The organism is Methylobacterium aerolatum (genome assembly GCF_022179085.1).
Taxonomy (GTDB): domain Bacteria; phylum Pseudomonadota; class Alphaproteobacteria; order Rhizobiales; family Beijerinckiaceae; genus Methylobacterium; species Methylobacterium aerolatum.
In genome coordinates, this window is record NZ_BPQE01000049.1 from 1 (window position 1) to 12,877 (window position 12,877).

Sequence of the window (12,877 nt, forward strand, 5' to 3'; positions counted from 1 at the left end):
GCCCCGGCTGCGGCATCCCCGCCAAGGTGAAGGGGCACCTCGATCACGAGGAGATCGACACCTATTCCCGTACCAATGCAGATCTCGCGGAGAAATCGGTGGCCAGAAAGAGTCGCAAAGTCCAAGAAGTCGATCGCACCACCTTCGAGACCAACGAAGAGAAGCCGGTGACGCTCTACTCACCGAATCTCTACGTGAAGGGTCCGCGGATCTTCGTGGTCACGCCCTATCACACCGAGTCCCTGGAGTGGCTCAAGCGCTGCCATGACAGCGTCATGGCGCAGCAGGTCGCGGCGAACGTCACCCACATCATGGTGGCGGACGGTCATGCCCGCCCCGAGATCGACGGGTGGAACGCCATCCATATCCGCCTGCCCAAGGAGCACGGCGACAACGGCAACACCCCGCGGGCGGTGGGCTCTGTGGTCGCGCAGACGAACGGGGCCGACTACATCGCCTTCCTCGATGCGGACAACTGGTTCTACCCGGAGCACCTTGCCAGCCTGCTTGAAGGCCAGCGCCAGACCGGCGCCAGCGTGCTCTGCGCGTGGCGGGACTTCTACGATCCGGCGGGGCAGAAGCTCGCCATGACCGAGGTGGACGAGGACAACCTCACCCACGTCGATACCAGCGCGATCATGCTGCACAGCTCGGTCTTCGACCTCAACGGCCTCTGGTCCAAGATGCCGCGCAACCTCTCTCCGATCTGCGACCGGGTGTTCTTCACCGGGGTGAAGCACAAGCGATACATGCAGTGCTTCACCCGGCAGCGGACGGTCGGCTTCACGACGCTCTACCGCCGCCACTACGAGGGGCTTGGGCTGCCCGTCCCCGCCAATGCCAAGACCGTCATGATTGATGAGATGACGGCCTATCTCACCTCGGTGGAAGGCGTCCGCGAGTCGGTCGCCCGCCTCGGCTTCTGGCCGATGGCGATCTGATCCCGGCGCAGGAATCCCCCGTCGGTCCTCCCCGGCACTCCGTCCCTGCGCGCGACAGCGGAGCAATCCAGGGGAGCGGAACGCCTCGGACTGTGGCGTGTCCCTGGATCGCTTCGCTTACCGGAACGGGGCGGCAGAGGTGGGGACGAAGCACCGCTCCCCCCACGCCCCCGGCGCTTCCTACTCCGCCGCCTGCGCGAGGTACGAGGCCGGGTCGTAGTTGAGGATCGGCCCGAGCCAGCGCTCCACCGCCGCCACGTCCATGCCCTTGCGGGCGGCGTAATCCTCCACCTGATCCCGCTCCACCTTGGCGACGCCGAAGTAGTGCGCGTCCGGGTGGGCGAGGTAGAGGCCCGAGACCGAGGAGCCCGGCCACATGGCATAGGACTCGGTGAGCTTCACGCCGATGCGCCGCTCGGCCTTGAGGAGGTCGAACAGGGTGGTCTTCTCGGTGTGGTCAGGCTGCGCCGGGTAGCCCGGCGCCGGGCGGATGCCGGCATAGGGCTCGCCCGCCAGCTGCTCCGGCGTGAAGGCCTCGTCCGGCGCGTAGCCCCAGAACTCCCGGCGCACGCGCTCGTGCATCCGCTCGGCGAAGGCCTCCGCGATGCGGTCGGCCAGCGCCTTCACCAGGATCGCCCGGTAGTCGTCGTTGGCCCGCTCGAACCGCTCGGCGATGCGCACCTCCTCGAGGCCCGCCGTCACCACGAAGGCGCCGACGTAATCCGCGATGCCCGTCTCCGCCGGGGCGACGAAATCGGACAGGCAGAGGTTCGGGCGCCCGTCGCGCTTCGACAGCTGCTGGCGCAGGCCGTGGAAGGTGGCGAGCGTGTCCGTGCGCGATTCGCCCGTCCAGAGCACGATGTCGTCGCCGACGCTGTTGGCCGGCCAGAAGCCGAGCACCGCCTTCGGGTTGAACCAGCGCTCCGCCACGATCTGCTGCAGCATGGCCTGCGCGTCCTCGTAGAGGGCGCGGGCGGCCGGGCCCTGCTCCGGATCGTCGAGGATCGCCGGGAAGCGGCCCTTGAACTCGTAGGTCTGCAGGAACGGCGTCCAGTCGATGTAGGGCACGAGGTCGGCGACCTCGTAGGAGCCGAAGACGCGGGCGTCGGTGAAGGTCGGCTTCTTCGGAGCGCAGGCGGACCAGTCGGCCTTGAAGGCGTTGGCCCGGGCCTTGGCGAGCGGCAGGCGCAGCTTGTCGGCCTCGGCGCGGGCGTGGGCGGCCGCGACCTTGGCGTACTCGGCGCGGACCTTCTCGACGGTGGCCCCGCGGGTCTCCTTCGAGATCAGGCTCGACACCACGCCCACGGCGCGGCTCGCATCGGTCACGTAGACCGCCTGCCCCCGTGCATAGGCCGGGTGGATCTTCACCGCCGTGTGGACGCGGCTCGTCGTGGCGCCGCCGATGAGGAGGGGCACGTCGAAGCCCTCGCGCTCCATCTCGCCCGCCACGTGGACCATCTCGTCCAGCGAGGGCGTGATGAGGCCCGACAGGCCGACGATGTCGACCTTCTCGCGCTTGGCCGTCTCCAGGATCTTGGCGGCGGGCACCATCACGCCGAGGTCGATGATCTCGTAGTTGTTGCAGGCCAGCACGACGCCGACGATGTTCTTGCCGATGTCGTGGACGTCGCCCTTCACGGTCGCCATCAGCACCTTGCCGGCGGCCTGTCGTTTGCCGTCGCCGCCATTGGCCCGCTTCTCCTCCTCCATGAAGGGTTCGAGATAGGCCACGGCCTGCTTCATCACGCGGGCCGACTTCACCACCTGCGGTAGGAACATCTTTCCTGAGCCGAACAGGTCGCCGACCACGTTCATGCCGGCCATGAGCGGGCCCTCGATGACGTGGAGCGGCCGCTCGGCTTGCGCGCGGGCCTCCTCGGTGTCGGCGAGGATGTACTCGGTGATGCCGTTGACGAGCGCGTGCTCGATGCGCTTCTCCACGCTCGCCTCGCGCCAGGAGAGGTCGGCCGTGCGTCCTTGAGCCGAGCCGCCGGTCTTGAATCGCTCGGCGGCCTCCAGCAGGCGCTCGGTCGAGTCGTCGCGCCGGTTGAGGACCACGTCCTCGCACAGCTCCCGCAGCTCGGCGGGAATCTCGTCGTAGACGGCGAGCTGGCCGGCATTGACGATGCCCATGTCCATCCCGGCCTGGATGCAATGGTAGAGGAACACCGCGTGCATCGCCTCGCGCACCGGCTCGTTGCCGCGGAAGGCGAAGGACAGGTTCGAGACGCCGCCGGAGATGTGGGCGTGGGGAAGCGTCTCGCGGATGGTCCGCGTGGCCTCGATGAAGGCGACGCCGTAGCCGTCATGCTCCTCGATGCCCGTGGCGACGGCGAAGATATTGGGATCGAAGATGATGTCTTCCGGCGGGAAGCCGACCTCGTCGGTCAGGATCCTGTACGCGCGGGTGCAGATCTCGACCTTGCGCTCGTAACTGTCGGCCTGGCCCTGCTCGTCGAAGGCCATCACCACCACGGCCGCGCCGTAGGAGCGGCAGACCTTCGCCGCCTCGATGAACTTCTCCTCGCCCTCCTTCATGGAGATCGAGTTCACGATCGCCTTGCCCTGGATGCACTTGAGCCCGGCCTCGATCACCTCGAACTTCGAGGAATCGACCATGACGGGAACGCGGGCGATGTCCGGTTCGGCGGCGACGAGGTTCAGGAACTCGACCATCGCCTTCTGGCTGTCGAGCAGTCCCTCGTCCATGTTGACGTCGATCACCTGGGCGCCGGCGGCGACCTGATCGCGGGCGACGTCGAGGGCGGCGGCGTAGTCGCCGTTGGTGATGAGCTTCCTGAACTTGGCCGAGCCCGTGACGTTCGTGCGCTCGCCGACGTTCACGAAGGGAATCTCCTTCGTGAGCACGAAGGGCTCCAGGCCGGAGAGCCGCATCAGGCGCGGGATCTCGGGGATTTTTCGCGCAGCCTTGCCGGCGACGGATTCGGCGATGGCGCGGATGTGGTCCGGGGTGGTGCCGCAGCAGCCGCCGACCATGTTGACGAGGCCCGCTTCCGCGAACTCGCCGACGAGTTGGCCCATCGCCTCCGGGCTCTCGTCGTAGAGGCCGAATTCGTTCGGCAGGCCGGCATTCGGGTAGGCGCAGACCAGCGTGTCGCAGAGCCGGGACAGCTCCGCGATGTGGCCGCGCATCTCCCGGGCGCCGAGCGCGCAGTTCAGGCCGAAGGTCAGCGGGTCGGAATGGCGCAGCGCGTTCCAGAAGGCGGCCGGCGTCTGGCCGGAGAGGGTACGGCCGGACAGATCGGTGATGGTCCCCGAGATCTGGATGGGGAGCCGGATTCCGGTCTCCTCGAAGACCTGCCACGCGGCGGCCACCGCCGCCTTGGCGTTCAGCGTGTCGAAGATCGTCTCGATCAGGATGAGTTCGGCGCCACCCGCGATCAGGCCGCGCACCTGCTCGACATAGGCCGTCTTCACCTGGTCGAAGGTCACCGCCCGGTAGCCGGGGTTGTTCACGTCGGGCGAGATCGAGAGGGTGCGGTTCGTCGGGCCGATGGCGCCCGCCACGAAGCGGCGGCGGCCGTCCTGCTTCTCGGCGAGCCGGGCGGCCTCGCGGGCGAGCCGCGCGCCCTGCTCGTTCAGCTCGTGGACGATCGATTCCATGCCGTAATCGGCCTGGGCGATGGTCGTGCCGGAGAAGGTGTTGGTCTCGCAGACGTCGGCGCCCGCGAGGAAGTAGTCGAGGTGGATCTGCCGGATCGCGTCGGGCTGCGTCAGGATCAGGAGGTCGTTGTTGCCCTTCTGGTCGTGGGCGTGGTCCGTGAAGCGACCGCCCCGGAAATCCTCTTCCGTCAGGCCGAGGCGCTGGATCACGGTGCCCATCGCCCCGTCGAGGACGAGGATCTTGTCCGCCGCGCGCTCCCGCAGGGCCTTGGCGATGGCGGTGCCGTCGACGGGGGAATGGTCGGTCATCGTCAATCCCAAACGTTCGTTGTGCAGTGCCGGGGCGAACCCACATCGTCATTGCGAGCGGAGCGAAGCAATCCAGGGACGCGCCCCGTTCGGAGGCGTCCCGCTACCCTGGATCGCTTCACGGCGTTCGCGATGACGGTGTGCCGTGTCAGGCCGCCTTCGCCGCGTCGGCCTTGACCGGCTCGACCGTGGCGCCGGCGATCTTCTCCGCCGGGATCCTCGGCGTCTGATTGCGCAGGCCGAGCAGATGGCAGATGGCGTAGACGAGGTCGGAGCGGTTCATCGAATAGAAGTGGAAGTCGTTGACGCCCTCGTCCACGAGGTCGAGCACCTGCTCCGCCGCCACCGCCGCCGCGACGAGGCGCCTCGTCTCCACGTCGTCGTCCAGCCCCTCGAACCGGGCGGCGAGCCAGTAGGGCACCGAGGCGCCGGTGCGGCGGGCGAAGTTCGCCGCCTGCTTGAAGTTCTGCACCGGCAGGATGCCCGGCAGGATCGGGATGGTGATCCCGGCTGCCCGCACCTTGTCGAGGTAGCGCAGGTAGGTCTCGTTCTCGAAGAAGAACTGGGTGATCGCTTGGTCCGCCCCGGCATCGACCTTGGCCTTCAGGGCGTCGATGTCGGCCTCCAGGCTCGCGGCCTCCGGGTGCTTCTCGGGATAGGCCGAGACGGAGACCTGGAAGTCGCCGATCCGCTTGATGCCGGCCACCAAGTCGGCGGTGGAGGCGTAGCCGCCCGGATGGGGCCTGAAGGCATGGCCGACGCCCTCGGCCGGGTCGCCCCTGAGGGCCACGATGTGGCGCACGCCCGCATCCCAGTAGGACTGCACCACCGCGTCGATCTCCTCGCGGGTGGCATCGACGCAGGTGAGGTGGGCGGCGGGCTTCAGGGTGGTCTCACGCACCATCCGGGCGACGGTGTTGTGGGTGCGCTCGCGGGTGGAGCCGCCCGCGCCGTAGGTCACCGAGACGAATTTCGGCTGGAGGGGCGCGAGGCGCTCGATGGAGGACCACAGCACCTTCTCCATCTCCTCGGTCTTCGGCGGGAAGAACTCGATGGAGACGCGGATCGGGTGGTAGCCGTCGCGGCTGGCGCGTGTGGTGCGGCGCATGGTCTTCGTTGCTCCTCGTCCTCAAGATCCGACGGTTCGGACGACGTCCCTCGGTGACATCTCAGGCGACCGCCCGGCCCGCTGCCCAGGCCGTGGTCGCCGCCGTGTTCGTGGCCGCCCCTTGCGTCTCCTCCTCGTGCGTCTTTTCCTGGGCAAGCCAGAGGGTGACGGTCAACTGGCCGGAGGAGGTGGGCGCGAGGTCGCGGGCGGCGACGCCGGGCAGGCCCGCCTCGGCGAGCCAGCCGGCGATCTGCTCCGTGGAGAAGCCGAGCCGCCGGTGGGCCTGGGCGGTGCGCAGGAATTCGAGGTCGTGGGGGGCGAAGTCCACCACCAGCAGCCGCCCTCCCGGTGCGACAAGGCGCGCCGCCGCCCTGAGGGCGCGGGCCGGGTCGTCGAGGTAGTGGAGCACCTGATGCACGATCACGAGATCGAACCCGGCCCGGGCGAAGGGCGGCGCGTGGATGTCGCCCTGGCGCAATTCCACCCGGGCGAGGCCCTGCCGCTCCAAATTGGCCCTCGCGACGGAGAGCATGGCGTGGCTCGAATCGAGACCGACCGCCCTCCCCGCCATCGGCGCCAGCAGGCCGAGCATCCGGCCGGTGCCGGTGCCGAGGTCGAGGAGGCTGCCGATGGGGCGCGGCCCGAGGGCGTCGAGCACGGCGGCCTCCACGGTCGCCTCGGGGACGTGGAGGGAGCGCAACTCGTCCCATTTGGGCGCGAGGCGGGCGAAGAAGCTCTGGGCCGCGTCGGCCCTCTGGTCGCGGACGGCGTCGAGCCGCGCCCGGTCCTCCGAGAGGGGCGGCGCCGCCCGGTCGAGCCCGGCCACGAGGGGATCCACGAGGGCCGCCCGTCCCTCGGCGAGGCGAAAGAAGGCCCAGGCTCCCTCCCGGTGCCGCTCCACCAAGCCGGATTCAACCAGAAGTTTCAGGTGCCGGGAGATGCGCGGCTGCGACTGGCCGAGGATGTCCGTGAGGTCGGAGACCGAGAGTTCGCCCTCCGCCAGCAGGGCGAGGATGCGCAGGCGCGTCTCCTCGGCGGCGGCGCGCAGCACGCCGAGCGCCTCGGAAAAGGGGACCGACCCCGCCTCGCTCGTGGGTTCGAGAGACATAAAGATATCTTTATGTGCGTTCTCGACCGGACGCAAGACGAAAGTGGGGCGCGATGGCTGCCGTCGGCGGAAAGCCCGACCGTCTTGGCGGGCGTCGGCGAAGCCATCCAGGACGGCGGGACGGCCTGGAGGCGTGGCGGATCCCCGGTTTGCTTCGCTCCGCTCGCGACGACGAGGGGATCCGGGGACGGCCTCAGCGCGGGATCGCCCGCCCCTTCTCCGCCCGGACGGCCTCGATGAGCCCGGCGTAGATGTCGGCGGATCGCTCCCACGAGAACAGCTTCACCCGCTCCCGGCCCGCCCTGACCAGCGCCTCCCGGCGGGCGGGGTCGGCGGCGAGCCCGGTGACGGCCTCGATCCACTCCCGGGGGGCGTGGGGCGAGCGCAGAAGCGCGGCATCGCCGCAGATCTCCGGGATGCAGGAGAGGTTCGAGGCCACGACCGGGCAGCCCAGCGCCATCGCCTCGACGATCGGCAGGCCGAAGCCCTCCACGAAGGAGGGGAAGACGAGGCAGAGCGCCCGGCCGAACAGCCTCGCGATATCGTCGTCCGCGATGCGGCCCGTGCAGATCAGGCCGCCGTCGTCGCCCTGCCCCCCGGCGAAGACGCTGCCCGCATCGCCCACCACGATCACGTCGATGCCGGCCCCGGCCAGGTCCGGGGCGATCTGCCGGACGAGGGCGAGGTTCTTGTGCGGGGCGCGGCTGCCGAGCATCACCACGAAGGGCCGGGCGGTCAGGGAATCGATCGCCAGGGTCGAGGCTTCGGGCCGCCAGCGCAGGGCGTGCTCGTGGCCGTTGGGCGCCACGGTGATCCGGCTCGGGTCCACCCCGCTCACCGCAGCGATGGTGGCCGCCGAGGCGTGGGAGACGGTGACGAGGGAGGCCGCCCGGCGGGCGAGGAGCGGCAGGGCGACCCGCTGCACCGCCCGGTAGCGCCAGCCGTAGCTCGACGGTGCCGTGAAGGTGTTCGCGTCGTGGATGCAGAGGATGTTCGCGCGGCTGCGCACCGGCGCGAGGTTGCACAGGTTGAGCAGGACGTCCGCCGGCACGGACGGGAATTCGAGTTGCTCCCAGCGGTAGCCGGACTGGCGTCCGATGACCGGGCTCCCGAAGGCGGGATAAGCCCCTGCCCGCTCCGCGGCGTTGGCCGGCAGGGCGAGGGTGAACCGGCTGTCCCCGAAGCGCCCCGAGGCGTACCGGCGCTCCAGGCCGGCGACGATCTCGTGGGCATAGCGCTGCACGCCGGTCAGCTTCTGGCTGAGGAACCGGCCGTTGACGCCGACGCGGATCGCGCGACCCGGCACATTCGTGGTCATGAGGTCGCCTCGGTCAGGGATTCCGAAGGGCTAAAGCATCGTCCGCCGGAGTGGAAACCGGTTCGGCGCGGGACAATACGGCGGAAACGCTCTCGCCCTCCGGCGGGTGCAGGGCAGCGCCCCGCGAGATCCAGGGGCTTTGCCCCTGGACCCCACCGGAGGACGTATCCTTGGGAATCCTCAGGTCTCGTTGATCAGGACAGCGCCCAGCACCCGGGCGTTGGCCGCGCGCAGGGTCTTCACCGCCTCGGCGAGGTCGTCGCCGTTGGTCCGGCCGCTCACCCCGACCACCACCACGCCGCTGAGGAAGCGGCCCACGGCGATGGCGTCGGCGGAGGTGCGGAGCGGCGGCACGTCCATGATGAGGCTGCCGCGCTTGGTGAGTTCGCCGATCAGCGCCCGCACCATCGAGGAGCCGAGGAAGACGTCCGTGCCGATGCTGGTGCCCGAGGACACCGCCGGGATGAACCGAAGGTCTTCCTTCAGGCCGACCTCGCCGAGCTGCTCCGGGGACCTGCTGTGGATGAAGTCCCTCAGGCTGCCGGGGGATTGCGGGGCGTAGCACCGGGTCAGGGCCGAGCGCTGGAAGTCGGCATCGACCAGGGTCGCGGGCTCCTCGTTGTGGGCGAGGAGCTGGGCGAGGTTGGCGCCGATCGTGGTCTGGCCGTCGCCCTTCTCCACGGCGACGAAGGCGATGGCCATCTCGCCGGAGCCGACCGACATCGAGGCGAGCTTGATCCAGAGGGTCTTGAGGGCGCGGGCGAATTCCGAATCGGGGTGGGTCACCGCCGTGCTGAAGCGGCGCATGTCGTCCCGGATCCGGCGGATCGAGAAGGTCGCCAGGCATTCGAGCCCGCTGGCGCTCTCGAGTTGCTGCTCCGACCAGACCTTCCGGTCGAAGGTGAAGGAGAGGGCGACGACGCCGATGCCGGTGAGGAGGGCGATGAGGACGGCGGCGAGCAGGATGATCCTGGTCTGCGGGAAGGACTTGGCCAGGGGCTCCAGGGCGGAGCTGACGATCCGGGCGTCGGCGTCGGGGAACTGCACGTCGGGGATGACGCCGCTCATCACGGCCTCCGTCGCCGCCTGCTTCTGCGCCTGGACGCTGGAGATGCGGCCCTGGAGGAACTCCGAGCCGCGCATGTCCGGCGCGGCGCGGAACACGACCTGATCGCGGATGTAGGAGGCCGCGATCGAGTTGGCGATGCGGGCGGCGGCCGTGGGCGTCCGGGCGCGGAAGGTCACCTCGATGAGGTAGGACTGGCCCACCCGGCGGACCGTGACCTGCCGGGTGAAGGCCTGGAAGGCCTGCTCGCGGGCGAGGTCGGCCTTCTGCGCGGCGGCGGCGGCGGCCTCCTCCTGGTCCGACTTGGACCGGAAGAACGAGAACAGCCCGCCGCCCGAGCCCTCCTTCGGCGGAGCGTAGGCGGGGTCGTTCTCGAGCTTCAGGCTGTCGAACACGAAGCGCAGCACGCGCTCCGACTTGAGGATCTGCACCTGGCTCTCGGCCTGGGCGCTGTCGAGGATCGGCGCGAGGCCCGACGCGCTCGGGTCGGCCCCCACGGGAATGCGCAGGCGCGGCTCCAGCACCAGCTGAGCGCTCGCCGAGAATTCGGGGCGGGCGTTGATGACGAAGGCGAGGGCGGCCGCGAGGCACAGGACGACCCAGATGGCCAGCTTGAGGCCGTTCCGGCGCAGGCGGCGGACGAAGTCCCGGCTGAACAGGCTGGGCGTGTAGCTGTTCCCGGCGTCCTGCAGGGTCACGGGGCGGACGCCGTCGCCGAAGCCGGCCGGGCCGATCTTGTAGGGCTGCTCACTCATCGGACACCGACTTGCACGTCTCTGACCTCATCGTACAGCGCCCGGAACCGATCGGCGGCCGCTGGCCGGTCCCCCCGATGCCGCCCGGCGGGTGAGCCGTGCGGCGAGGGACGGGGGCGGGAGGAATCGGACGCGGCGGCCGCAAGGCACCGGAGCCGGCAGGCCGCGGCCGCCCGGCGCGGGCCTCAGCGGCTGCCGACATTGACGGGCGCCGGGGCGGAGGTGGTCCCGGTGGTCTGGCCGGTCGCCTGCGTCCTCGCCCGGCTGCGCGGCTGCACCCGCACGACATCGCCCGGCTGCACCGCCTCCTGATCGCCCACGACGAGGCGGGTCGAGGCGTTGTTGGGCCCCTTCCGGAAGATGACGAAGTCGGGCTGGCTGAAGGCGTCGGCGTTCGCCAGGATCTCGGCCGGGGCCCGCGTCTCCGCCTGGAACAGGAGGTTGCGCGCGGTCTCGAGCTTGGCGTCGGTCTCGGCGAGCTTCACCCGCGTCTCGGTGGCCTCCTGCAGGGCCTTGGTCCGGCGCTCGTCCTTGAGCTCCAGGATGTCGCGGTCGGCCTTGGCCACGTCCTGCCTCGCCCGGATGACGGCAATCTGCGCGTCGAGGCGGTTGGATTCGAGCTGGGCCATGGTCTGCGAGACCTCGACCTGCCGCGGCATGGCGCTGAGGCCCTTGTTGACCAGGGTGGTGATCCGGTCGAGTTCCTGCCGGATCAGGTCGATCTGGCGGCCGGTGTTCTGGTCCTTCGCATCGAGGGAGACGATCTGCTCCTTCAGGAAGTCCTTGGTCTGGTTGAGGTTGACGATCTGGCCCTGGAGGGCGGCCTTCCGGCTCTCGAAGAGCTGCGTCTCCTGGGCGATGATCCGGTCGGTCTTGGGCAGGCTCGCCAGCTCGCCGCCGAAAACCAGGGGGCCGTCCTTCAGCTCGGCATCGAGCCGTGCCTGCTGGGCCAGCAGGGCGAGGCGGCGGTTGGTCAGGTCGCGCACGTCGCCGTGGGCGCTCAGCGCCTCGCGGGTGTAGCCCAGGAGGGCATCGGTGGTGAGGCGCTGCAGGCCGCCCGCGATGCTCACCGCCTGGAGCACCGTGAGGTCGGGCCGGTACTCGTATTCGCCCGGCTTCTCGACGCTGCCCATGATGTAGAAGGGCCGGAACTTCACGATCTGGACCGACGCGTCGGGCTTCACCGCCAGGCCCGCCTTCTCCTGCAGGCGCTTGCCGATCACGCCCTCGAGCTCGGCGGTGGTGCGTCCGCTCGCGTCGATCTCGCCGATGACCGGGAGCGACAGGCGGCCGGACGGGGCGATCGCGAACTTGCTGTTGTTGAAGGCCTGCCATTGATAGGCTTCGCCGGTGCCGGTGCGAAGGTCGGACACCTTGACCTGGAGCTCGTCCTGAGGGCCGAGGCGGTAGGCTTCCTCCGCCCGCGCGCCACTCGACACGAGCGCGAGGACCGATACGATTACCAGATTGAATCTTTTCAGTAGGGGCATCCGGCCTGATTCGCAGCTATCTTTCACCGTGCGTTTCTAGTAAGCGCGGATTGTGCATTGCGCAAGGAAAATCCCCCCCGCCTTCACGCTTGACTAGAACTGCGCATTTTCCCTTGTTAGTATTTTAAGCTTTATCCCACCGTGCTGGGCGACGATGAACCGGTGTTGATGTCAGAGTACCGGCACGGCATGCTTTTTCTTCGCTTGCTGAGCGAATATCAGCAACAATAGACTTCCGCTGACGAGACCGAGGGCGGTCAACGTCACCACCAGCGGCGTGCGCCGGGGATAGACTGACCCGAGAGTTGTTTCGGGTTGCCCGAGAATTCGCACGTCGAGTTCGCGGAAATCCTTTTCCGGGATCTTGCCGGTGCGCACGCCTTCGTTGGCAATCACCAATTGCTCCCTCAGAAGTTGTACTCGCCGCTCCAGGTAGGGGCCGCTCTCCTTGTAGCGGTTGGCCGCGCTGCGGAGGCGGCTCGCCACGTAGGCGTTGACGATGGAGCCCACCACCCGCGCGGCCTGCTGCCGGTCGTAGGCCCGGTAGGACACGTTGAGGATGTAGGACAGTCCGGTGCGCCGGGCGCGGACGCGGCTCTCGAAGCGTTGGAAGCCGTAATCGGTGGTGGTGGGCCCCTCGCTGACCGTGATGGAGGACGAGACCAGCGACTTCAGCGTGGAGGAGATGCTGTCGAAGCGGTTGCGCACCTCCGGGCTCTCGCCGATCCTGAGCGCGCTGTAGACCGTGCGCAGGGCCTCCTGCGAGGTTACGAGGGCCAGTTCCGTCTCGCATTGCTGGTTGTCGATGACGAACTGGTGATAGTGCCGCCCGTCCTCCGGGCCGTCGTTGATGATCTGTCGCGGCTGCAGAAGGATCTGGACGGTGGAGATGTATTCGGGCTTCAGCAGGGCCGAGTAGACCACGCCGAGCCCGACGAGGAAGGCCGTCCAGAGCAGGATCAGCGGGACGCCCTTGCGCAGGAGGCGCCGCAGCATCCTCAGGTTGCGCGACACCTCGCCCGAGCTCACGTCGCCCTGCCAGAGGGAGTGGGGTCCGCCCGCGTCCTGGAGGGTGCTCTCGCTCACCGCCTGTCCCCGTGCCATCGCTCGTTCATCCCCGCCACCCCGACGCCCTCTGTCCCGTCTCGGCCGACGCCT

Annotated in this window: 8 protein-coding genes; 1 reads left to right on the plus strand and 7 read right to left on the minus strand. The window is 69.1% G+C overall.

Features of this window, described 5'->3' with window-relative positions:
- Window positions 1-941, plus strand: a 941-nt coding sequence (locus tag MFF06_RS22225) for a glycosyltransferase (protein ID WP_238208315.1), incomplete at its 5' end; no start/stop codon positions are given.
- A 180-nt stretch (window positions 942-1,121) separates the two neighbouring features.
- Here the strand turns inward: MFF06_RS22225 and metH are convergent.
- From metH to MFF06_RS22260, 7 genes are all read right to left on the minus strand, one after another.
- Window positions 1,122-4,874 carry a methionine synthase gene (gene metH / locus MFF06_RS22230; RefSeq protein WP_238208317.1) on the minus strand — a complete coding sequence of 1,251 codons (3,753 nt, stop codon included), beginning with the start codon at window positions 4,872-4,874 and terminating at the stop codon, window positions 1,122-1,124.
- Window positions 4,875-5,022: 148 nt separating this feature from the next.
- On the minus strand, window positions 5,023-5,982 hold the full coding sequence (metF, locus tag MFF06_RS22235) for a methylenetetrahydrofolate reductase [NAD(P)H] (RefSeq protein ID WP_238208319.1): 960 nt from the start codon (window positions 5,980-5,982) through the stop codon (window positions 5,023-5,025).
- A gap of 61 nt (window positions 5,983-6,043) precedes the next feature.
- Window positions 6,044-7,090, minus strand: coding sequence for an ArsR/SmtB family transcription factor (locus MFF06_RS22240; RefSeq protein ID WP_238208321.1), 1,047 nt, complete (start codon window positions 7,088-7,090; stop codon window positions 6,044-6,046).
- A 193-nt stretch (window positions 7,091-7,283) separates the two neighbouring features.
- Window positions 7,284-8,408 carry a glycosyltransferase family 4 protein gene (locus tag MFF06_RS22245; RefSeq protein WP_238208323.1) on the minus strand — a complete coding sequence of 375 codons (1,125 nt, stop codon included), beginning with the start codon at window positions 8,406-8,408 and terminating at the stop codon, window positions 7,284-7,286.
- Between the two features lie 180 nt (window positions 8,409-8,588).
- On the minus strand, window positions 8,589-10,229 hold the full coding sequence (locus tag MFF06_RS22250; RefSeq protein ID WP_238208325.1) for a Wzz/FepE/Etk N-terminal domain-containing protein: 1,641 nt from the start codon (window positions 10,227-10,229) through the stop codon (window positions 8,589-8,591).
- A gap of 185 nt (window positions 10,230-10,414) precedes the next feature.
- Window positions 10,415-11,668: a polysaccharide biosynthesis/export family protein gene (locus MFF06_RS22255; RefSeq protein WP_238208328.1), complete on the minus strand. Its 1,254-nt coding sequence runs from the start codon at window positions 11,666-11,668 to the stop codon at window positions 10,415-10,417.
- A gap of 222 nt (window positions 11,669-11,890) precedes the next feature.
- A complete protein-coding gene (locus MFF06_RS22260) occupies window positions 11,891-12,823 on the minus strand; it encodes a Wzz/FepE/Etk N-terminal domain-containing protein (RefSeq protein ID WP_238208330.1) in 933 nt (310 codons plus the stop codon).
- Window positions 12,824-12,877: the final 54 nt, after the last annotated feature.